Here is a 20,686-nt window from a genome sequence, read left to right as displayed (position 1 = left end):
CACGATGGAGCATCGCCGATATGACACAGCCACTCAGGCAACTGTTGCTGGTTTCCCTGGCCGTCGCATGCATGACACCGGCTCCGCGCGCCCTTGCCGCACCGACGCCATCGCCATGCGCCAGCGACGCGCAAAGCCGCCAGCTCGATTTTTGGGTGGGCGACTGGGCCATTGGCGGAAAAGGCGCGGGCGCCACCGCATCCAGCCACGTGTCGCTGACGCTCGACCAGTGCGCGGTGGTCGAGCAATGGGACGGCGGGCGCGGGCATCGCGGGGAAAACATCTTCGCGTACAGCACCGACGACAAGAACTGGCACGGCATGTTCGTCGACAACGAGGGACGCGTGCACACTTTTCCCGAAGGCAAGGCATCGCCCGACGGCGTGACGTTCACCGGCCCCGGCGTAGGTGCCGATGGCGCACCCGTGCTCAATCGCGTGCGCATCACTCGGGTCGGCCCGAACCGCGTGGATCAATGGTGGGAAAAATCCTCCGATCACGGCAGCACCTGGACCACCGCTTTTCGCGGCGAGTATTCGCGAAAGAATCCCTGATGCAGGCGCGGCGGTCGATCGGCAGCCTGCGTGATGGCCAAAAGTGTTGGCCCCATTGCCGTGCAAGCGCGAAGATATCGCCACTAGCGCTGCGCAAAGAGGGGTTGCATGAGCAGAACGGATGCCGATGCGGTGTCGAACATCGATCGCTTTCAGGTGCACTGGGTGTTCGGCCGCATCGACGAAGCGCTGCGCCAGCGCATCGTGGCGTTCTGGTTGAACGAGCAGGCACTGATCAGTGCCGATGAAGCGTGGCGACGCTCCGCGGAAGTCGCTTGCGTATTGCTGGAAGGCGAACAGCAGGTGATCGCCGGCATCTGCACCGTAGCGATTCAACTGGACGACGATGGCCGCTCTTACGGATTCGTGCGCATCTTCATTCGCGCACAAAGCCGCGTGCCTGGCCTTGCGCGCCGCATGATACGACGCATGGCCGAGGGCTTTCGCGTGCTTGCGCGCGAACCGGGCGCGCCGCAGCGCTTGGTGCTTACGATCGAGAACCGCAAACTGGCGCGCCACGGTGCGCAGCGAGTGCTTGGCCAACTCGGATTTGTCGACATCGGCGTTGCCGCCAATGGCGAGCGGGTGATGGAGCGCAGGCTAACGCCGTGAGCCCTCCCCTGCTCGCAGGGGAAGGAACGGATGAAAGGGAAGCCGCGACGCATCCTTGCGTCGCGGCGGCCGAGGAAACGCTTAGAACTCCTTGGTGAAGCCCACGCTGAGCGCGTTGTCGTTGAGGTGGTTGGCGAACTGTCCCTGGTAATCCAGGTACAGGCTCCACGATGCACCCGCCTTGGCCGTGATCCGTGCACCCACCGTCGCCGCGCCGCGGCCCAGCGAGTCGGCCGGCATGGCGATGACCGTGCCGTCCTGCGCGGTTTCCTGCACCACCGGCGTGTTGGCGTTGCGCGTGTCGTAGCGATAGCCCACCTCGAATTGCGGCACGTAGCTCACGCCCTGCGCCACGAACGAACTGGCAAACGACACCTGGGCATACGGCTGCATGGTGTTGTACGTGGTGTGTGCGCCACTCACCGCAAACGCGGAGGCCAGCGGACTGGTGCTCGGCACCGCTTCGCCGAACGCGTTCAGGGTCTGGTGCTGGTACATCGCACCCACTGCCGGCGTGATCTGCCACTGCGCCGCCGTCATCGGCCACGCCGCCTGCACGGCTGCGGCGGTGATGTCGCCGTCGGGCGACGCCACGCCGTGGCCAATGCCGGTCTGGCGATACACGCGATAGCTGCTGTGCGCTTCGTCGATCGTGCCCGAGAGCACCACCGGACCCACGTTGCCGAAGGCGTACAAGCCGCCGTGCACGCTGTCCACCGTACCGTTGCCGCCGTCGTGATCGTTGCCATTGATGCGGTTGAAGCCCGCTTCCACACCGACGTGCGCAACATCCGCCACGGCCTGGTCCCAACCGCCCTGCAGACCGAACACAGTGCTGTTGAGGCCGTTGCTGCCGCTAAGCGAATCGCTGCTGCCGCTGTACTGCACCCACAGGCCGCTGTTGCACGCGGAAGCGACGGTGTTGCTCTGCGCAGCACTCGCCGAACCACACGCCGTTTCGCTGGAGCGCAGTGTGGCGTCGAGCACGGTGGCAAGCGATTGCTGGCCGACCAGGTTCACGCTGCGCATCAGGTTGGCGTACAGGCTGCCGTCGGCCGGTGCGACCACCGTCGGCGTGGGCGTCGGTGCCGGGGTCGACGCTGGCGCCGGAGTAGGCGTCGGGGTGGGCGTGGGTGTCGGAGTCGGTGCCGGAGTCGGAGTCGGAGTGGGCGTCGGTGCCGGAGTGGGTGTCGGCGCCGGGGTAGGCGTCGGCGTTGCCGTCGGCGTCAAGGTCAGATCCACCTGCGTGGTGCTGTACGACACCTTCTGGCTGATGCCGGTCGGCACCGAACCGGTGGTCGACGCGAACTGTCCGCTCACCGCATTCGCCTGCACCAGCGTGTAGGACGTGCTGACGTAGGTACCCGGCGCATAAACCAGGCTCAAGGTGCCGGCGAGGCTCGCGTTGCCGTTGACGACCAGTTCGGATGCCTGCGTCGGCGTCACGTCGACCTGCAACGTGCCACTCGCGTTCTGCGTGTAGTTGCCGTTGATGGTCAGCACGCCGAGCGAACCGCCCGGCCACACCGTGCCATCGCTGGTCACGTCACCGTCGATGGTGCCGTGGCCGCGCAAGGTGCCGCCTGCATCAACCGTTACGTCGCCCTGGACCGACGCGCTAGTGTGCGAGATGTCGCCCACTTCCAACGTACCCGATTGCACCGTGGTGCCGCCGGAGTAGGTGTTTGCGCCATCCAGAATCAGCGTGCCGCTGCCGATCTGAGCGAGGGTGCCGCTGCCGCTGATCGCGGAGCCGAAGGTGACGATATCCGTGCGATCGAACGCCATCGCACCGTTGTTCACCACGTTGCCGCTCAGCATGCCGGTGGTGCCGCCGTTGGCCACCTGCAACGTGCCGCCGGTCACCGTGGTGGTGCCTGTGTAGGTGTTGTCGGCGGTCAGGGTCAGCGTGCCGGTGCCCGACTTGGTCAACGAGCCGTTGCCGCTGATCGCGCCGGCGAAGCTGCCGTTGCTCGACTGGTTGAACGTCAGGTCGGCGCTGCCGCCGCTCACCGGTGCGAACACCACGTTGCCGGCGATGCTGGCGGTGCTGCCGACCAGGGTGCCGTTGGTGATGGTGTTGCCGCCGGTGTAGCTGTTGACGCCGGTCAGCGTCAGCGTGGCGGTGCCCGATTTGGTCAACGAACCGTCGCCGCTGATCACGCCGGCAAAACTGCCGTCGCTGGACTGGTTGAACGTCACGTTCGCACTGCCGCCGCTCACCGGCGCAAAGGTCAGGTTGCCGGCCAGGCTGGTGGTGTCGCCGACCAGCGTGCCGTCGGTGATGGTCCAGTTCTGGCTGGCATTGCCGGTGCCGATCAGGGTCCAGGTGCTGGTGCCATCCTTGGCGTACTGCTCAAAACCCTGGAGCGACGCGCTGCTGCCGACCGCCCCGACCGTACCCAGGTCGAAGCTGCCGTCGGTGCTGCCGCCGAGCGCAAGCGTGTCGCCGCCGTTGGTGTTGCCACTGGTGCTGACCACGTTGCCGGTGAACACGTCGCCGGCTTCCACCACCAGGGTGTTGCCGCCGCCGCTGAAGTCCACCGCATCGGCCTGCACACCGCTGGCGCTGACACCGCCCGCGATGGTGCCGCCGTTGATCACGGTAGCGCCGCCCGTTGCCACTACGCCCGCGCCACCGGCGCCACCGACGCCCGCGCTGCCGACTGTGCCATTGGTGTTGGCGCCATACGTGCCGCCGTTGCCGCCGTTGCCGCCGGTGATCGTTCCGGTGTTGGTCACGGTGAAGCCGGAGCCGCTCACGCCCACACCGCCGGCGCCGCCGTTACCGCCGTTGCCGGCTATACCGCCGCTCACCTGGTTCGCGCCGCCGATACCGCCCGCGCCGCCATCGCCACCGGTGATGGCGCCCGCATTGGTCATGGTGAAACCGGTGCCGGCCACGCCGGCGCCGCCCTGGCCGCCATTGCCCGCCGTGCCGGCGGCAATCGTGACCTCACGGGTCAATCCGCCATAGCCGCCCAGGCCGCCGGCGCCGCCGGTGATGGTGCCGGTGCTGCTGTTGGTGGCGGTAAAGCCGGTACCGCTTACGCCGGCACCACCCGCGCCGCCGTCGCCGCCCATGGCGGAGAGTCCGTAGGCACCCATGGCGCCGTTCGCGCCCTGGCCGCCGGCCAGGCTCGGACCGCCCTGGCCACCTTGGCCGCCCACGCCGCCAGCGACGGTTGCGCTATTGGTCAGCTGGAAACCCTGGCCGGTAACGCCTGCGCCACCGAGGCCGCCGAGGCCGCCCGTACCGCTATTGCCCGAAGCGCCGCCGGTACCGTTGGCCGAGGATCCCCCGGTGCCGCCATAGCCGCCCCTGCCACCGTAGCCGCCATAACCGCCCACCAGCGAGCCGCTGTTGACGATGGCCGAATCGAGGCCGGCGACAACGGCCGCACCGCCTTGGCCGCCGGTACCGCCAACGGCACCGTTGGCACCGATGCTCGGCACGCCGCTCAGAGTGGCGCCGCCCCCGTTGCTTCCGGTGGCGTTCCCGCCTTGTCCGGCGCCGCCACCGGTGATGGTGCCGGTGTTGGTCAAGCTGAAGTAGCTGCCTTCCACGCCATTGCCGCCATTGCCGCCCGCGCCGCCCGCACCGGCGCTGCCGCTGGTGCCCGCGTGGCCGCCGTTGCTGTAGCCGCCGCTACCGCCCACGCCGCCGTAGCCGCCCTTGCCGCCGTATCCGCCGATGATCGAATGGCTGTTGGTCAAGCTGAAGTTGGTGCCGCTGACGCCCGCGCCACCCGCACCGCCCTGGCCGCCCACGCCGCTGTTGCCGCCGGCGCCGCCATCGACGCTGGTACCCGGATGGCCCGCGCCACCCGGCCCGCCCGGGCCGCCGTAACCGCCAAAGCCGCCGTTGCCACCGTTACCGCCGGTAACGACGGCGTTGTTGAGGATGGAGAGGTAGCTGCCGCTGATCGCTGCACCGCCGGCACCGCCAGCGCCGCCGGCACCGCTGTTGCCGCCGTTGCCGGTGGTACCGGTGGTTACCGCAGGGCCGCCCTGTCCGGCATTGTGATAGTGGCCGGTCGGGCTGGTTGCGCCGGCATTGCCGCCGTTGCCGCCATTGCCACCGGTGATCGTGCCGAAGACCGTGCCATTGCTGGTGACCGTGCTGTAGTTGTTGACGGTGATGTGCGTGCCACTGATGCCCGCACCACCCGCGCCGCCTGCACCGCCCGCACCGTTGTTGCCGCCGGTGCCGCCCGCGCCGCTGTAGGTCGAGCCGGCGTTGCCGCCGATACCGCCTTCGCCGCCCAGGCCGCCAGCGCCACCGGCGATGGTCGTGTAATTGGTCACGTCGAGGTGGGCACCGCTGACACCGGCGCCGCCGGCACCACCCTGGCCGCCCGCGCCACCGCTGCCGCCATTGCCGCCATTGCCGGCGGTTTGCGTGGAGCCGCCGTTATTGCTGTAACCGCCAAAACCTCCGGCGCCACCGGCACCGCCAAGGAGGCTGCCGTTGTTGGTGATGTCGCCGTAGCTGCCACTGACACCCGCGCCACCCGCACCACCCGCACCGCCAGCACCGTTGTTGCCGGCATTGCCGGCATTGCCGGTCGCGGCAATGCCGGGTGCCCCGGATGCATAGAAACCGCCGGTATTGCCGCCCCAGCCGCCGCTGCCGCCTTGCACCAGGCCGGCATTGTTGAACGTGAATTGGCTTCCTTCCACGGCATTGCCGCCTGCGCCACCGGCACCGCCGGCACCGCTGTCGCCGCCGGAGCCTGCCGTACCGCTGCTGCTGTTGCCACCGGTGCCGCCTACGCCGCCATTGCCACCCTGCGCGCCGCTGCCGCCGTAGATGAAACCGTTGCTGTTGTTGGTCAGGTCAAAGCCCTGGCCGCTAACGCCTGCAGCGCCAGCGCCGCCCTGACCGCCCGCACCGCCATTGCCACCGGTGCCGCCGTTGCTGGCGCCGTTCGAGAAACCGCCGGTGCCGCCCATACCGCCAACGCCACCGGTGGCACCGGAGCCGCCACTGATGTAGCCGCTGTTGGTTACCTGGAAGTTGGTACCGCTTACGCCATCACCGCCGGCGCCACCGGCACCTCCGATGCCGCCATAGCCGCCGTTGCCGCCGGTACCGGTCGTCATGCTGCCATTGGGAACACCGCCGGCTCCGGCTGCGGCGCCGCTGTTGCCGGCTGTGCCGCCTCTGCCGCCGGACCCGCCGTAGATACTCCCGGTATTGGTCAGCGTGAATTGGTTGCCTTGCACGCCATTGCCACCCGCACCGCCTGCACCGCCGGTGCCATTGGCACCGCCATCACCGGACAGATATCCAATGCTGCTGCCGCCGGCACCACCTTGGCCGCCGTTTCCGCCCTGGCCACCCGTGCCGCCACTCACCGACATGCTATTGGTGAGCGAGAAATACGCACCACTCACGGCGGCGCCGCCCATGCCGCCCGAGCCACCCGTGCCGCCAACGGCGCCAGCGCCGCCCGTCGTTCCGGTTTGTGGCGGGCCAAAGGGAGCGCCGGCAATGCCCGTAGAACCGCCCTCGCCACCCATGCCGCCCGCGCCGCCGCTACCGCCCTGGCCGCCGACGATCGAGTTCGTGTTGGTCAGACTGCTCTGGGCCGTCGCGTAGACACCTGCGCCACCCTGGCCACCCGCGCCACCGGTGCCACCCGCGGCGCCATTGCCTGTGGGGGGACTGGTGGTCTGGCCGCCGAAGTATTTGCCGCCGCTACCACCGATGCCGCCCACACCACCGGCGCCGCCCTGGCCACCAGCGATCGTGCCACCATTGGTGAGCACCAGCCCGGAACCGGTCACGCCCACGCCACCCATGCCGCCCGCGCCGCCGGCACCACCGTTGGCGCCGGACGTCGGCTTCGTAGTGCCGATGCACCAGGGTGCAGGCCCCACACAGTCGCCGTATCCACCTACGCCGCCAGCACCGCCGGCACCGCCGATACCACCGGCGACCTGACCCTGGTTGTTCACCGTGAAGCCGCCGGTACCGCTAATCGCCGCACCGCCGGCATAACCGGCTCCGCCTGCAACGCCCGCGCTAGGCAAAATACCGCCAATACCATTGGCGCCCCCGTTGCCAGTCGCGCCACTGCCGCCAGCCGTGCCGTTCACCTGGATATTGTTGCTCGCGCCAACCGTACCAAGCGCCAACGTAGTGTTCGCCGCCAGGGTGACGCCGCCGTCGAAGGTGCTGCCCGCACCCTGCACACTCAGTTCCCCGCCCTGGATCGACCAGGCTTCGTTGATGTTCACGGCGCCGTCGAGCGTCCAAGTATCGCTACCGGTCTTTTCGTAGACGGCAAAACCCTGGTACTGGGCGCTGCTGCCGAGCTCGCCGATGGTGCCGGTGAGCGTGCCGTCGGCGCTGCCGTCCAGATCGAGGGTGTCGCCACCAGGAAGCGTGCCGCTGGTGCTGACGACATTGCCGTTGATGGTGGAGCCCGCCTCCAGAATCAGCGTGTTATTGCCGCCGCTGAAATCGATGGCATCGGCCGCAGCGCCGGTCGAACTCACGCCGCCGGCGATCAGGCCGGAGTTGGTCACAGTGGAACCGCCGGTGGAAACTATGGCCACGCCACCGGCGCCGCCCACGCCCGCGGTACCCGGAGTACCGCCATTGTTGTCACTGCCCGCAGCGCCAGCCAAGCCACCATGACCGCCCTCGATGGCGCCAGTGCTGCTATTGGTGACGGTGAACTGGCTGCCGCTGATACCTGTGCCGCCCGCACCGCCGTTGCCACCATTGCCGGCCGCAAGAGCCGCGCCGTTGCTGACCTCGCCGGTGCCGCCGGTACCGCCATAGCCGCCCTCGATGAGTCCGCTATTGGTAACGGTGAAGCTCGAACCGTTTATACCGGCGCCGCCCGCGCCACCCGCGCCGGAGGCACCCGGCAATCCAAACGCAGGACCATAGCCACCCATGCCGCCCGTACCGCCGGCACCACCAGCACCGCCAACGAGCATGGTGCCGTTACCGTTATTGACCGTGAAGCCGCTACCGGTAACGCCAGCACCACCAGCACCACCCTGGCCGCCGGTACCGCCATTACCACCAACGGCCGCTACCGTGGCGCCAGTGCCCGCGCCGCCGAAGCCACCCTGGCCGCCATAGCCACCCTGACCGCCACTCACCGAGGCTCCGAGGGAATAGTTATTGAGGGTCACGCCGCTGCTGGCTACGACACCTGCGCCACCGGCGCCACCGTTGCCGCCCACGGCACCCGTGCCGCCGTTGCCACCGTCGGTTGTGCTCGACGATCCAGTGACCGCGCCTCCCTGGCCGCCGCCACCGCCAACGCCGCCGGTTCCACCCATGCCACCGGAGATCCCGCCGCCGTTGTTGTTGATCGTCGAGGCCGTCGTCGACGCATAAGCGCCGACACCTACACCGCCAGCACCGCCGACGCCGCCTTCACCGCCCTGACCACCCTGACCGCCGCTCGTGTTGTACGAAGCGCCGCCCTGGCCGCCTTGGCCGCCCTCGCCAGCGGTGCCACCGAAGCCGCCGGTGATCGATCCGCCGGCATTGGTTACGGTCAAACCGGTACCGGAGATGCCGGCACCGCCGACGCCGCCAGCACCGCCATAACCACCCGTGCCACCGAGGCTGCCGCTTACCGGCGACGTATTGGCCGATCCTGCGGAGCCACCGGCGCCACCCACGCCACCTGTGGCACCCAGACCGCCTTCGCCGCCCGTCAGCGGCGAAGTCGTATTGTTCACCGTGAAATTCGTACCGCTTACGGCCGCGCCGCCGGCGCCACCCGCACCGCCGTCGGTGCCGATGCCGCCCGCCGTGGTGGTCAAGGCGCTGCTGGAGTAGGTGCCGGCGGTGCCGGCGCTCCCGTTGCCACCCATGTTGCCGGCGCCGCCAGCGACGGCGCCGGAAAGGGTATTGGTCAGAGTGAAGGAATCGCCGCTTACACCGGCGCCGCCCGCACCGCCCACAGCGCCGGCAACGGCGTAACCGTTCCCACTCTGGCCCGCCGCGCCACCCTCACCACCGACGATGGAAAGGGTGTTGTTCACGGTGAAGCCCGAACCGGTGACACCGGCGCCGCCTGTACCGCCTGCCCCGCCCATGCCAGCCTGTCCGGCTGCCGCATAGCCCGCGGCGCCATTGCTGGTGCCAGCACCACCGGCGCCACCGGAACCACCGTTGCCGCCCAGGCCGCCCTGGCCACCCATGATGTCGCCCGAATTGGTGAGGGTGAGCCCGCTGGAGCCGACGACGGCAGTGCCACCGGTACCACCCATGCCACCGACACCACCGGCGCCGCCCGCACCACCCGGGCCACCATTGCTGTTGAGGCCACCATAGCCGCCATTGCCGCCATCGCCGCCACTACCGCCGGCGTAGCCCAGAATCGAACCCGTGTTGTTGATGGTGCTGGTCGTGGAGGTGGTCACCACCACGCCAGTGCCGCCGGCACCGCCAATGCCACCGGCACCGCCAGCGCCACCCGCGCCAGCGGCGGCTCCCGTATAGCTTCCGCCACCGGTACCGCCGTTACCGCCAGTGCTGCCGCTACCGCCCATACCGCCAGCGACAAAGTCAGTATTGGTAAGCGACAAATCGCTGCTGTCCACGCCATCGCCGCCCACCCCACCGTTGCCGCCCGCGCCGCCCGCGCCACCAACGACCCCCTGGCTTCCATGGTGGTTGCTATAACCACCGGTGCCACCCCCGCTGCCGGAGCCACCTGTACCGCCGACAATCACCGAGGTGTTGGTCAGGGTGACTTGCGTTCCGCTTATCGCTGCACCGCCAGCACCGCCATTGCCGCCGACACCGCCGACACCATTGATGCCATTGGAAACCGTACCGTTGCTTTGGCCGCTGCCGTACTGCCCGCCGTTGCCGCCCACACCGCCGTTGCCGCCGCCGCCGCCGAAAACGCTGCTGCCATTGGTCAGGATGAGGTCGAGACCCGTACTCTGGATGCCCACGCCACCGTTGCCGCCGTTGCCACCGGCTCCACCGGCAGCACCGTTGCTGCCCGTGACGTAACCGCCGGCATTGCCACCATTGCCGCCGTTGCCACCGTTGCCACCTATGCCGCCGGCGATGTAACCGTTGTTGTTCACGTTGAAGACGCTGCTGCCGGTAAGGCCAGCACCGCCGGCACCACCTGCACCACCCGCTCCTGCGGAACCGGCGGTGGAGGTGAGGCCGTAGCTCTGGTAGCCGCGACCGGCATTGCCGCCATTACCCCCGTTTCCACCCGCGCCAGCGGCACCACCGACAACGCGGCCCTTATTGAGAAGATAGAAGCCGGAACCGGTGTTGCTGACGCTGATGGCCGTGCCACCTGCGCCGCCCGCGCCGCCCGCGGCGCCGTTACCGCCGGAGCCGTCGCCAAACCAAGCCTGCTGGCCATTGCCGCCGTAGCCGCCCTGCCCGCCGACGCCACCGGCGCCGCCGGTCACCGTTCCGTAGTTGCCGATCATGCCGGTGGCCGAAATGGCCGCCTGGCCATCGCCGCCGAGGCCACCGCCCGTGCCGTTGCCGCCTTGGCCTTGCGGTGCAGAACCCATTGAGGCCGAAGCACCGTTGTAACCGGCGATCCCGGCTGCCCCGCCACTGCCCGTCACCGTCACCGCGGCGTTGTTGCTGCTGCCGAGGTACAGCTCGCTGCCCGATGCCATGGTGATGCCGCCGCTGATCGAGGTGCCGGCGCCCTGCAGGCTCAATTCGCCGCCCTGGATCGACCAGCCGCTGGTGCTGGTCACGGTGCCATCGAGTGTCCAAGCGCCGCTGCCGGTGTTCTCGTAGACGGCAAAGCCCTGGATGGATCCGGTAAGGACCCCGCTGCCATTCCCATCCAGATCGAGCGTGTCGCCGTTGGTGGTGCCGCTGGTGCTGACCAGGTTGCCGACGATCGAGGAACCCGTCTCGAGTGTCAGCTTGTTACCACCGCCGCTCAGATCGACCGCATCGGCACCGTTGGCGCCGAAGATCGTGCCGCTGTTGGTGATGGTGGCGCCGCCACCAGCCACGATGCCCACGCCGCCGCTTGCGCCCGTGCCGCCATAGCCACCGGTGATCGTGCCGCTGTTGTTGAGGGTGAAACCCGTACCCACGACACCGTCGCCACCACTGCCGGAAGCGCCGTTGCCAGAGGCGCCGACACCGCCAATGCCACCTTGGCCGCCGGTAATCGAAGTGCCCGCGCTAATCGTCAGCGTGGCTCCGCTGGACACATATGCGCCCGCACCGCCACCGCCACCACCACCGCCACCGCCGGGGGTACCGGCAGCGAAAGTGGTGGTTCCACCGTTACCGCCATTGCCGCCGGCAATGGTTCCAGTCGTCAACGAGTAGCCGGAAGCCACGGTCTTGCCTACGCCGCCACCGCCACCACCGCCGCCACCGCCGTAATACGCGGCAAAACCACCACCGCCGCCTGCGCCGTTACCGTGGCTGGACAGCGAACCGCCCGCACCGCCGCCGGCCACGCCTGGCGAAACACCGCCTGCGCCTGCGCCGGTACCTTGACCGGCATTACCGGCCTGATAGCTCAGACCACCCAGCCCACCCGAATTGGCATAAGCGCCCGATGCGATAGCCCCCGCACCACTCGCACCGCTGGACTGGTAATGACCCGTGCCGCCGTTGCCGCCATTTACACCGCACACCGTGCAGGTCTGCGCCATGGCAGGCGCTACGGGAATGATCGCCGCCGCCAGCGCCGCCGTTACCGCCAGCGCCAGCAGGCGCGATTTCAGCTCCGGCTTGGACGACGCGTCAGCGCCACCGACTACCGCACCTTTGGGTGCATTCACCAGCTCCGATGCAACTTGCATCACGCCGAGCGTGCGATTGAAAACAATGCGATAGATGCGATTCACGGCGATATCCCCTGTTGACTTGCGTCGTATTTGGATTTGTTGAATTACGGTCAGGCGCTCGCGTCGTGCTTCCTTGCGCGCAATGAGCGGCCTTCAATCGGGAAAGCGTTGACTGCGCAGACGCGCAGCGTTCAAACCACCCGCACTTGGTGCGGGTTCAAAGCCGGATCGAGCCAGAAGATGTCGTTTTCGAAACGGCGGAACACATCCGGCGGCAGCACGGTGGGGCGTTCGCGCACGGCGACTTTCTTGCGCACGGTGTGCAAGCCGGGCGTGCCCGCGCGCAGGTCGAATTCATCGGCCTGGTAGCTGATGTTGTCGAAATCGTGCTGATAGGCGGGCTCGCCGATGAAGTCGTAGACGGCCCGGATCGCGCGCTGCGGATCGCTGGTGAGCGTCTCGTAGCGCAGCAGCATCAGGTTCTGCGAATCGCCGCCGTAGAACGCTTCTTTCAAGGCGTTATAGGCGTAACCCACCATGCCGTCGCCATTGGCCAGGCCTTCGGAGCGCGAGTACACGGTACCGCCGGGCTGGTAGTTGAAGATGGACGAGGGCTGGAAAGCGTTCTTGCGGATCAGCTGCTCAACGCTGTCGATGATCCACGACACGTGCCGCACGCAGGCGATCACCTTGCCTTGCGGGAACAGGTCTTTCAGCTGCCCCATCTTGGAGCACCAGGCGCGATTGGTATCGAACACCACCTCGGCGCCGTATTCGGGTCCGTAGTAGTTGTCGAACAGGCCTTTGAGCATCCGGCGCCGCTGCGCGTCGGAGACGAATACCGAGTATTCGTTGCGGCCACTGAGCTCGCCCAGCAGGTTGTTGAAAGCGCCGCCGAGCGGTCCGCTCATGCCCGCATGAAAGCGCGGGTTCTGGGCCAGAATGGCCGAAAGCAGCGTCGATCCGGACCTGGGCAGGCCCGAAATAAAGTGAAACCGGCGATCCATCCAGCCCCCTGTAGGCTTTAGCTAAATTCCGGACACGACCGGTCTCCGCCGCTTCGCGTCGTTTATTTGTGTGATAACAATCACAGTTTTATATCGATACCAATGCTAGGCGCTTGGCAAGGGGAGGAACATATCTGTGCGTCTCACGTTTAGAACGCACAGACAGGATGGCGCAAGTTTCAGCGCAACTCCGTCAGGCTGCCGTTCCAGCGGCGCGCCATCAAATCGACCGAAGGGTCTTGCGTGCCGCGAATGCTGGCGGCGCGGTAAGCGCCCGGAGCGATACCGAACGCCTGCTTGAACAAACGGCTCGCGTGGCTCTCGTCGGCAAAGCCGACCGTCGGCGCCAGCTCCGCCAGCGACTGCTGATCGCAGGAGCGATCGTCCAGCCGATCGCGCAGGTGTTGCAGCCGGCACGTCTGGATAAAGCGATTCACGCCGCCGCTGGATTCGAACAGGCGATAGAGGCCCGCGCGCGAAATACCCGTGGCGCGGGTGATGTCCTGGATGGAAAAGTCCGGCGTGGCGATGTTCGCCTCGATCAACCGCCGCACGCTTTCGAAGCGCACGTGCTCGACCCGGAAAAACTCCGAACGCGCACCCGAGCCGAACGGATTGACGGCCACCGACAGCAGATCGATCAACGTGCGCGTGATCGCCGAATGCGCCACGAACGGCAGATGCGGCATCTGCGGCACCAGCGCGCGCAACATGGCGCTGAGCAACCCGCCCTCGTTCGCGCCGATCAGATAGCCGTGCAGGCCCTCGACATCGCCTACCGCGGCACGCACGCTGTCGCGTGCCAGGCTTACGGTGATCAGCGAGACATTGTCGGCGCCAGTCTCGGCCGGCTCGGTAGTGTCGATCAGCAGGCTCTCGCCGGGCTTGATCGACATCGACTTGCCATCGGGCCCTCCGATCAACTCGCCGCTGACCACGTGGCTGAGCACGAAATGATCGAAGCCGTCCGCTTCCACGCGTTCCCGGCGAACGTGGCGGATGCCGCCGTATTCGCGCGCAAACAGCAAGGTGCGATCCAGCCGCCAGCTGCGCACGCGTGCATGGAACGGCGCATCGGTGCGTTCGATATCCGCGCCTCGCGCGTACAGGTCGCAATAGTGGGTAAATGCGCTATCGGGATCGTACGCGGCGCTGTCAAAGCAGAAGATTTCGCTCACGCGACACACTCCGCCGTCGCGCGATGCCAACCGGTTCGCGCCAGCAACGCCGCCGCCGCACCGAACAACGCCGCAAAAACGCACACGTTGCCCAAGGCCAGCGACAGGCCGTGTCCGCCCAGCCCCAGGCCGTCGCTGACCACGCCGGTGGCGAACGGACCCAAGGCAACGCCGGTTACCGTGATGAATGCCAGAAAGATGCGCAACCCCGCATCGTGCAGCGACGAAGGCAGCAGCGACGGCAACCCCGCCAGCGCGGCCACAGCCGCGACACCGCTCAGCAGCGAAGCCGCGGCCAGCAGGCCGCAAGCCAGCGCAGCCGAGCTTGCGTGAGGAATCAGATAGAACAGCGGTATCGCCAACAACAAGGCGCAGGCCACGATCGCCGTCGGCGACATTTTTCCCTGCTGCCGGCCAACCGGCGTACCGCCCTTGTCGACCAGCGTGCCGGCAATCAGATAACCCAGCGGCGAGGCCACCATCAGGCAAATGCCGAACATCAATGCCGCGGCTGCCGGCGTAAGCCCTTGTTCCCGATGCAATACCGACGGCGCCCAGGCGCCGATGGTCTGCACCACCAGCACGCTGGCCCCAGCCCCGCAAAAATAGGCGCCGATGACCGCCGGCCGCTCGCGCAACGCAAGCAGCATCTGCCTGAAGACATCCGCCACCGAAGGCAGCCCTGCGCTTGGCTGCTCCGCACGGCGCAGCAACGCGACGACCAGCAGGAGATTCGGCGCCGCCATCACCAGGAACAGCAACCGCCAATGCGCAAAGCCCGCGCCAGGCATCCACCGCGCAAACAGCGCCAACGTGGCGCCACCGAGCAACATGGAAAGACTGCGCCCCGCCGCCGCGCCCGCAGCGAACGTGGCCATGGCACGCGCGCGCCAGGTCGTTGCCGAACACTCCACGATCAATCCCAACGCCAACGGCACGTATGCTGCCTGGCCAAGACCGACCAACGCGCGCGCAGCCACCAGCGCCGCGAACGAATGGCCAAGGGCGAACATCAGCATGCCCATGGCCCACGTCGCGATGCACGCGGCAAGCAGGCGAAATCGATGGCGCGAATGCGCGAACGGCCAGCTGGCCAGGATGCCGACCACATAAAGCAGCACGAACGCGGGCCCGTCGAGCACGCCAAGTTGCGTATCCGACAAGCCAAGATCCGCCTTCAACAAGGGTGCGGCGACCGCCGGCAGATTGCGATCGACAAACGCCAGGCAATGCCCCAAGGCAAGCAAGCCGACGAGCGACATCGCTTTTTTTTGCGATTGCAAACCGAATCCAGCCAACGCCATGCCCCCTTGGTGTCGCAACATCAAGACCGCGCGAGTCCCTTCCCGCACAGCCTGGCGACCAGCTATCGGGGAGCAGATAGCAACCTTTGTGCCAGCAAAAAAAACCATTGGCGGGCCGCTGCAAAGGGCCGGTGTTCACGGTCCGCGGGCGGCCAGACGCTGCGCGTCACCTTATGACGGTGATGTGACGTAATTCACATTTTCGTGGCGGCACCGGACTGAATCCAATCGGGCCTGTCGCCGCATCCAAGCTTCAGACACCGCCACCGACGGCCGCTCAACGGATGCGCAGGAGCATCACACCGATGACCCACCGCCACCCGCCCGCTGCCGCCGGACCCGCAACGTCTTGAGTGCATGCCGGATCAGGCACACTCGTTTCATCGACCATCCAAACCACTTTTCGGGAATCAAGACCATGGAATCCCCTGTATTTGTACTCATCCCAGTCGTGGTGATGCTGACGCCGATACTGATCGTGCTGATCGTGTTGCGCTATCAGCATCTGCAGACCCGCGCGCGCTACCAGACCTTGCTGCAACTGGCCGACAAAGGCGTGGAGCTGCCATCGCAATGGCTGCTCGAACCCGGCGCCGCCGATACGGAACGGCGGCGCGCATTGGTGCTCATCTGCGGCGGCCTCGGCATCATGCTGATGTTTCTGTCCTTGCCCGGCCAGCTCGACAGCGGCCGCAGCATCGGCAGCCTGTGGGGCATCGGCTTGCTGCCATCGATGATCGGCCTGGGCTATCTCGCCAGTTGGTGGCTGAACCGGCGCGGGGGCGGGCGTGGCTGACAGCGCGGCCGAAGCGCGCATCGACCAGGCCTTGGTTGCCCGGGCCTTGCTGGGCAACGATCGCCGCGCGTTCGAGCAGTTGCTGCGCCGCCATCAAGGCATGGTGCGCGCGCAATTGCGCCGCCTGCTGCACGGCGACCACGCCGCCGCGGACGACCTGGCGCAGGAAGCATTCCTGCTGGCGTGGCGCAAGCTGGACCAGTTTCGCGGCGACGCGAAGTTTTCCACCTGGCTTTACCGCATTGCCTATTCCTGCTTTCTGCAGGCGTACCGCAAGAAGTCGTGGTCGATGGACGAGGCCGACGACGAAACGATCGAGCAGCTGCCCGCGACGGCGCACAGCATGGATCTGCAGATGGATATCGAACGCGCCATGCAGCGCTTGTCGAGCGCCGAACAGACCGTGCTGCTGCATTGCGTGCAACTGGGCTTGAGCCACGAGGAAGCGGCTTATGTGCTGGCGATGCCGTTGGGCACAGTGAAAACCCATGCCAACCGCGGCAAGGCGAAGCTGAAAACGTGGCTGGCGGCATGGCAGGAAACGAACCACGAGGTACGAACAACGTGAATCATCAACCCGAAGATCCGATCGAAGCGCTGCTGCGCAAACAATTCGAAGGCCCCGTGGCCGACGACGGCTTTTGCGATCGCGTGATGCAACAGCTACCGCCGCGCCGCCGCGTCGCGTTCTGGCCCGTAGCAACGGGATTGCTGGCCGGCGGCGTGGCGTGCTGGCTCAGCCTGGCATCCACGCCGTTGCTTCACGCAGGATTGCGGGACTGGCTGAGCGGTGAGCTTTCGAGCTCAGCCATCGCCGTGCTGCTGGTTGTCGCCGGCACGTCGTTGCTGGCGGCGTGGTGGGCGTTGGCGGAAGCGAATGCTCGCTAACCGCCGCACCGATCAAAGGTTCACGCCATCGCCGGCAATTGCCTGCGCTTACTCCAGAACACGATCCCCACAACGATGCCCGCCAGCGGCAGCATGAAACCGAACTCGTCGATCGCATAGGGCGTGATGTGGCCTTGCGCGCCGGTCATCGGCGTAAGCCACAACTGGATGAAGACGTTGTGGCTGCCATGCAGGATCGCCGCCGGCCACACGCTGCCCGAGCGCAATCGCAACCATGCAAACGCAAAGCTCGTGCTGATCACCATCACCGCGAAGCACGGCATGGCGAACCACCACGGCGTGCCGGCGTTGTAGTCGGCGAACAAGAGAATAGGCATGTGCCAGCTCGCCCAGATCACCCCGGTGATCAGCGTGCCGCCGGTAAAGCCGCAGGCGCGGGTGATCTCCGGTGCAAGAAATCCGCGCCAGCCGATTTCTTCGCCAAGGCCGGATGCAACGCCGCGGACGATGTCCACCACGCCGAACATCAACAGCGATCCCGCACCGATCAGCCACGCCGGCGCGCTCGTCCAGCCGAAGGCCTTGGCCGTTTCCGCCAGGAACTGTGGGTTGCCGAAACGACCCCAGCCGGCCAGCCACACGACGATGTATGCCGAGCCCGCGTAAATCACCGGCAAGAAATAAGCGGTAAGTACCCAGCGCGTGCGCGGCCAGGTGAAACCCAGTTCCGCATACGATTTGCCGGTGATGCGGCAGGTCAACAGCGCAGCCGTGGCGGGACACCACATGAGCGCGAGCACATAGGTGCCGTGGCCGCCGGCCAGATGGCCGCATCCAATGATCAACGCGTAGAACACCGTGCTCAGCGCAAGCACCAGCAAAAGATAAATGCCGATTCTTGACCACGGCTTTTCGATCGCCGCCATGCCGACCTCCCCGGTTCGTCATCGGCGCCGATCGCGCCCTCCCGCGCCATGGCAGTGGCGGGGCCGATCCTGGTTATGTCGGAAATCGGCGCGAAGAGGGAGTGCCTATCGGCCTAGTCGCAACACTAGGGCCTGTTAGCACTATTTTCGTAGCCCGCGTTGTCGTTGAGTGGTCGTCAGGTGGTAGTGCGTGGCACTGACTTGGCTGGCTGCCAAGCCGGTGCCGCGTGCTGCCGCATGGCGGCCACTCAACGGCAACCCTACGGGCCGGGTCTGTTTGCCCGCCATCCCGCGTCATCGCTCGGTCGTGTACGGACGACTCCCTCACTCTTCCTTGGCTAGCGCGCAAACAGCTCCCGGCGCGGGCCACGAAAATAGTGCTAACAGGCCCTAGCGCTGCCAGCCGCCGCCCAAGGCCAGAAAAACCCCGATCTGATCGCGGTTGAGCGCCGCCTCGTTAGCCGCAAGCGCCTGTTCGGCCGTCCAGCGATCGCGTTCCGCCGCCAGCAGGGTGAGGCTGTCGACTCTGCCGCCCTTTTGCAGTTCTTCCATTTGCGCTGCGCGGCTGGCAGCGCTGTCGCGCGCTGCCTGCAGCTGATCCTGGCGGTCGAGATCGGCCGTGTAGTTGTCCAGCGAGGTTTCCACTTCACGCAAGGCATTCAACACGGTGCCGTCAAAAGCCGCGAGGCTGGCCTGGCTTTGCGCGTTGGCCTGCTCGATGCGTGCGCGCACCGCATTGCGATTGAGGTTCCAGCTGATCGAAGGACCGATGGCGTAGCGATTGGTGTAGCCGGTCAGGGCATCCACCGCCTTGCCGGTCGAGCCCACCGAGACGCCGAAGCGGATATCCGGATAAAGCGCGGCGGTGGCTACGCCGATGCGAGCGGTCGCGGCGGCCAGATGCCGCTCTGCCGCGCGCACATCGGGGCGCCGCTTGAGCATGGCCTGCCCGTTGCCGACGGGCAGCGGCCGATCGACGTGCAGGGGCTCGTTGCAGGTGAGCAAGGCGCGATCGAAATCCGCCGGCGGCCGGCCGGCCAGCGTAGCCAGACGAAACGCCGCATTGCGCTGTACCGCTTGCAGTTGCGGCAATTGCGCCTGGGTGGTGGCTACCGCGTTGCGCTGCCGGGTGAAATCCAGCGGCGAGGCGCGCCCGTGCGATACCAGCTCCTGCGTCATGCGCGCATTGTCCTGCTCGATCGCGATGCGCTTCTGCATGAGCGTGATTTCATGCCCGGCATTGCAGATGTCGGCATACGCCTGCACGGTTTGCGCCGCCACGTTGACGCGCACCAGGTCGCGCGCCGCCGCAGCCGCTTCGTTGTCCGCACCGGCGGCTTCCACACCACGGCGAATCGCGCCGAACAGATCCAGGTCGTAGCTGACGGCAATGCCGCCGTTGTAATTCTGATAGGGCGTAACGCCCACGCGCTTGAGCACGGCTTCTTCGGAAGGATGATTCCACGCCGTGGCCGCATCCACCGTGGCTGAGAAGCGCTGCGCCTGCGCAGCGGCCAGCAAGCCATCGCTGTGCTGCAGATTGGCTTCGGCAAAACGCAGCTGCGTGTTGGCGGCGAGTGATTGCTCGATCAGACGATCGAGCACGGGATCGTCGTAGAGCTTCCACCAGTGATCCGGCAGCGGCGCGGCGCTGGTCGCTGCGGATGCGGAAACGAAACCGCCCTGTGCCGACGATGCGTTCACCACGGCCTTGGCCGGGACGCGATAATCCGGCCCCACCGTCGCACAACCGGCAACCGCGACGCATGCCAGCGTCGCAAGCGTTGAACGAAGCGTTACCACGGCAGCAGCCTCCGCGGCGCATCGGCCGATTGCACGTCGACGGTGGCGGTCTGGCCAGGCACCAGGCGGATGCCCGCGGGCACGTGGTCGATCGCGATGCGCACCGGAATGCGCTGCGCCAGGCGCACCCAGGTGAACGCGGGATTGACGTTGGCCAGCTTGGCGATGTCGCCGCTGCGCTCGCGATCTTCGATGGCGCCGGCAATGCTTTGGACGTGACCGCGGATCTCGCCGGGCACGCCCATCAGGTGAATGCTGGCGCGATCGCCGATGTGGATGTGCTGCAACTTGGTTTCTTCGAAATAGCCTTCCACGCGCAAGGACGGCATATCCACCAGCGCCAGCGCCGGCTTGCCGACAGTGAGATAGATGCCCGGTTGCAGCGTCACATTGGTCACCTCGCCGCTTACCGGTGCCTTGATCACGGTGCGGTCCAGGTTGAGCTGGGCAAGATCGCGCGCGGCGGAAGCCTGGGCAACGGCCATGCGCAGTTGCTCCACCTTGGTCTGCCCCTGCTCGATCACTTCGCTCGCCACGACGTTGGACATCGAGCGGTTGCGGCGGTCTTCGCGCGCAGCTTCCGCCAGCGCCGCGCGCTGATTGCCGAGATTGGCCTGCGCCTGCTGCAACGCGATGGCGTAGCGCGACGGATCGATCACCAGCAACACCTGGCCTTGCTGCACGGTTTGATTGTCGTGCACGCGCACGTCGGTGATCAGCCCGGCCACGTCGGTCGCCACCGGCACGATGTCGGCCACCACTTTGCCGTCGCGCGTCACCGGCGCAACCTGGTTGCGTATCCACAGCGCGCGCACCGCGATCAGCAGCGCGGCGATCGCCAGCAGCGTGAAAAGCAGACGTACGATCTTCAA

At 66.9% G+C, this 20,686-nt stretch carries 12 protein-coding genes; 5 read left to right on the top strand and 7 right to left on the bottom strand.

From position 1 onward, the window contains the following. The first annotated feature begins 20 nt into the window (after positions 1-20). Both ISS99_RS10345 and ISS99_RS10340 read left to right on the top strand, forming a co-directional pair. On the top strand, positions 21-554 hold the full coding sequence (locus ISS99_RS10345; protein ID WP_204631524.1) for a hypothetical protein: 534 nt from the start codon (positions 21-23) through the stop codon (positions 552-554). A 108-nt stretch (positions 555-662) separates the two neighbouring features. After that, positions 663-1,166, top strand: coding sequence for a hypothetical protein (locus ISS99_RS10340; RefSeq protein ID WP_204631523.1), 504 nt, complete (start codon positions 663-665; stop codon positions 1,164-1,166). A gap of 81 nt (positions 1,167-1,247) precedes the next feature. Here ISS99_RS10340 and ISS99_RS23525 read toward each other — a convergent pair whose 3' ends face one another. From ISS99_RS23525 to ISS99_RS10320, 4 genes are all read right to left on the bottom strand, one after another. Next, positions 1,248-12,011, bottom strand: coding sequence for an ESPR-type extended signal peptide-containing protein (locus tag ISS99_RS23525; protein ID WP_204631522.1), 10,764 nt, complete (start codon positions 12,009-12,011; stop codon positions 1,248-1,250). A gap of 131 nt (positions 12,012-12,142) precedes the next feature. After that, positions 12,143-12,958: a sulfotransferase family protein gene (locus tag ISS99_RS10330; RefSeq protein WP_204631521.1), complete on the bottom strand. Its 816-nt coding sequence runs from the start codon at positions 12,956-12,958 to the stop codon at positions 12,143-12,145. A 179-nt stretch (positions 12,959-13,137) separates the two neighbouring features. Beyond that, positions 13,138-14,136 carry a helix-turn-helix domain-containing protein gene (locus ISS99_RS10325; protein ID WP_204631520.1) on the bottom strand — a complete coding sequence of 333 codons (999 nt, stop codon included), beginning with the start codon at positions 14,134-14,136 and terminating at the stop codon, positions 13,138-13,140. Next, on the bottom strand, positions 14,133-15,419 hold the full coding sequence (locus tag ISS99_RS10320; protein ID WP_204631519.1) for an MFS transporter: 1,287 nt from the start codon (positions 15,417-15,419) through the stop codon (positions 14,133-14,135). Before ISS99_RS10320 ends, ISS99_RS10325 begins: the two co-directional genes overlap by 4 nt. A gap of 439 nt (positions 15,420-15,858) precedes the next feature. On the opposite strand from ISS99_RS10320, the gene ISS99_RS10315 reads away from it, so the two are divergent. Genes ISS99_RS10315 through ISS99_RS10305 form a run of 3 tightly spaced genes read left to right on the top strand, consistent with a single transcriptional unit; the run spans position 15,859 to position 17,124 of the window. Continuing rightward, positions 15,859-16,236, top strand: coding sequence for a DUF6249 domain-containing protein (locus tag ISS99_RS10315; RefSeq protein WP_204631518.1), 378 nt, complete (start codon positions 15,859-15,861; stop codon positions 16,234-16,236). After that, a complete protein-coding gene (locus tag ISS99_RS10310; RefSeq protein WP_204631517.1) occupies positions 16,229-16,804 on the top strand; it encodes an RNA polymerase sigma factor in 576 nt (191 codons plus the stop codon). The genes ISS99_RS10315 and ISS99_RS10310 overlap by 8 nt, the downstream gene beginning before the upstream one ends. Further along, positions 16,801-17,124, top strand: a complete 324-nt coding sequence (locus tag ISS99_RS10305) for a hypothetical protein (RefSeq protein ID WP_204631516.1) — start codon at positions 16,801-16,803, stop codon at positions 17,122-17,124. The genes ISS99_RS10310 and ISS99_RS10305 overlap by 4 nt, the downstream gene beginning before the upstream one ends. A 20-nt stretch (positions 17,125-17,144) precedes the next feature. On the opposite strand, the gene ISS99_RS10300 is transcribed toward ISS99_RS10305, so the two are convergent. The 3 genes from ISS99_RS10300 to ISS99_RS10290 all read right to left on the bottom strand — a co-directional run bounded on the left by ISS99_RS10300 (position 17,145) and on the right by ISS99_RS10290 (position 20,686). After that, complete coding sequence (locus tag ISS99_RS10300) at positions 17,145-18,011, bottom strand: CPBP family intramembrane glutamic endopeptidase (protein WP_204631515.1); 867 nt, start codon at positions 18,009-18,011, stop codon at positions 17,145-17,147. Between the two features lie 390 nt (positions 18,012-18,401). Then, positions 18,402-19,814: an efflux transporter outer membrane subunit gene (locus tag ISS99_RS10295; RefSeq protein WP_204631514.1), complete on the bottom strand. Its 1,413-nt coding sequence runs from the start codon at positions 19,812-19,814 to the stop codon at positions 18,402-18,404. Next, positions 19,808-20,686 (bottom strand): efflux RND transporter periplasmic adaptor subunit, encoded by an 879-nt coding sequence (locus tag ISS99_RS10290; protein ID WP_239537824.1) that lies wholly within the window; start codon positions 20,684-20,686, stop codon positions 19,808-19,810. Before ISS99_RS10290 ends, ISS99_RS10295 begins: the two co-directional genes overlap by 7 nt.

It is taken from the genome of Dyella mobilis (genome assembly GCF_016904945.1).
Classification (GTDB): Bacteria; Pseudomonadota; Gammaproteobacteria; order Xanthomonadales; family Rhodanobacteraceae; genus Dyella_B; species Dyella_B mobilis.
Note: the sequence above shows the minus strand (reverse complement) of the source record. Positions and strands in the feature narration are given on the sequence as shown.

Excerpts from the sequence above, each read along its gene's own strand:
- ISS99_RS10345 (WP_204631524.1), top strand. The coding sequence starts at position 21 with ATGACACAGCCACTCAGGCAACTGTTGCTGGTTTCCCTGGCCGTCGCA.
- ISS99_RS10340 (WP_204631523.1), top strand. The coding sequence starts at position 663 with ATGAGCAGAACGGATGCCGATGCGGTGTCGAACATCGATCGCTTTCAG.
- ISS99_RS10330 (WP_204631521.1), bottom strand. The coding sequence starts at position 12,958 with ATGGATCGCCGGTTTCACTTTATTTCGGGCCTGCCCAGGTCCGGATCG.
- ISS99_RS10315 (WP_204631518.1), top strand. The coding sequence starts at position 15,859 with ATGGAATCCCCTGTATTTGTACTCATCCCAGTCGTGGTGATGCTGACG.
- ISS99_RS10300 (WP_204631515.1), bottom strand. The coding sequence starts at position 18,011 with ATGGCGGCGATCGAAAAGCCGTGGTCAAGAATCGGCATTTATCTTTTG.